The 503-nt window shown below is 59.8% G+C and carries 1 pseudogene; it reads left to right on the top strand.

Going from position 1 to position 503, the window contains the following annotated elements:
• Positions 1 to 385: 385 nt before the first annotated feature.
• A pseudogene (locus SOP85_RS31560) lies at positions 386 to 475 on the top strand (hypothetical protein); the annotation flags it as partial.
• Between the last annotated feature and the right edge of the window lie 28 nt (positions 476 to 503).

Here is a 503-nt window from a genome sequence, read left to right as displayed (position 1 = left end):
ACCACAAATCCCTGTAGGAGCTGGCTTGCCAGCGAAGGCGTCCTTCCCGTCAACAACGATGCTGGCTGATCCACCGCTTTCGCTGGCAAGCCAGCTCCTACAGGGGTTGCGTGGCGGTTCAGAAATCCCGTTTGTAGAAGATGTCCCGCGAGCCACCGGCGGCTTCCAGGTAAACATGCGATGGTCAGCCCGGTGGATACGCCGGCGGCGCAGATGCTCAGGCAGACCGAGTTCTGACCACACCACAAATCCCTGTAGGAGCTGGCTTGCCAGCGAAGGCGTCCTTCCCGTCAACAACGATGCTGCCTGATCCACCGCTTTCGCTGGCAAGCCAGCTCCTACAAGGGTTGCGTGGCGGTTTAGAAATCGCGTTTGTAGAAGATGTCCAGCGAACTGGCGGCTTCCAGGTAAACATGCGATGGTCAGCCCGGCGGATACGCCGGCGGCGCAGATGCTCAGGCAGACCGAGTTCTGACCACACCACAAATCCCTGTAGGAGCTGG

The sequence above is a fragment of the Pseudomonas sp. YuFO20 genome, assembly GCF_035064975.1.
Classification (GTDB): domain Bacteria; phylum Pseudomonadota; class Gammaproteobacteria; order Pseudomonadales; family Pseudomonadaceae; genus Aquipseudomonas; species Aquipseudomonas putida_AE.
The sequence above is the reverse complement of the archived record's forward strand: the minus strand, read 5'-3'. Positions and strand labels throughout refer to the sequence as shown.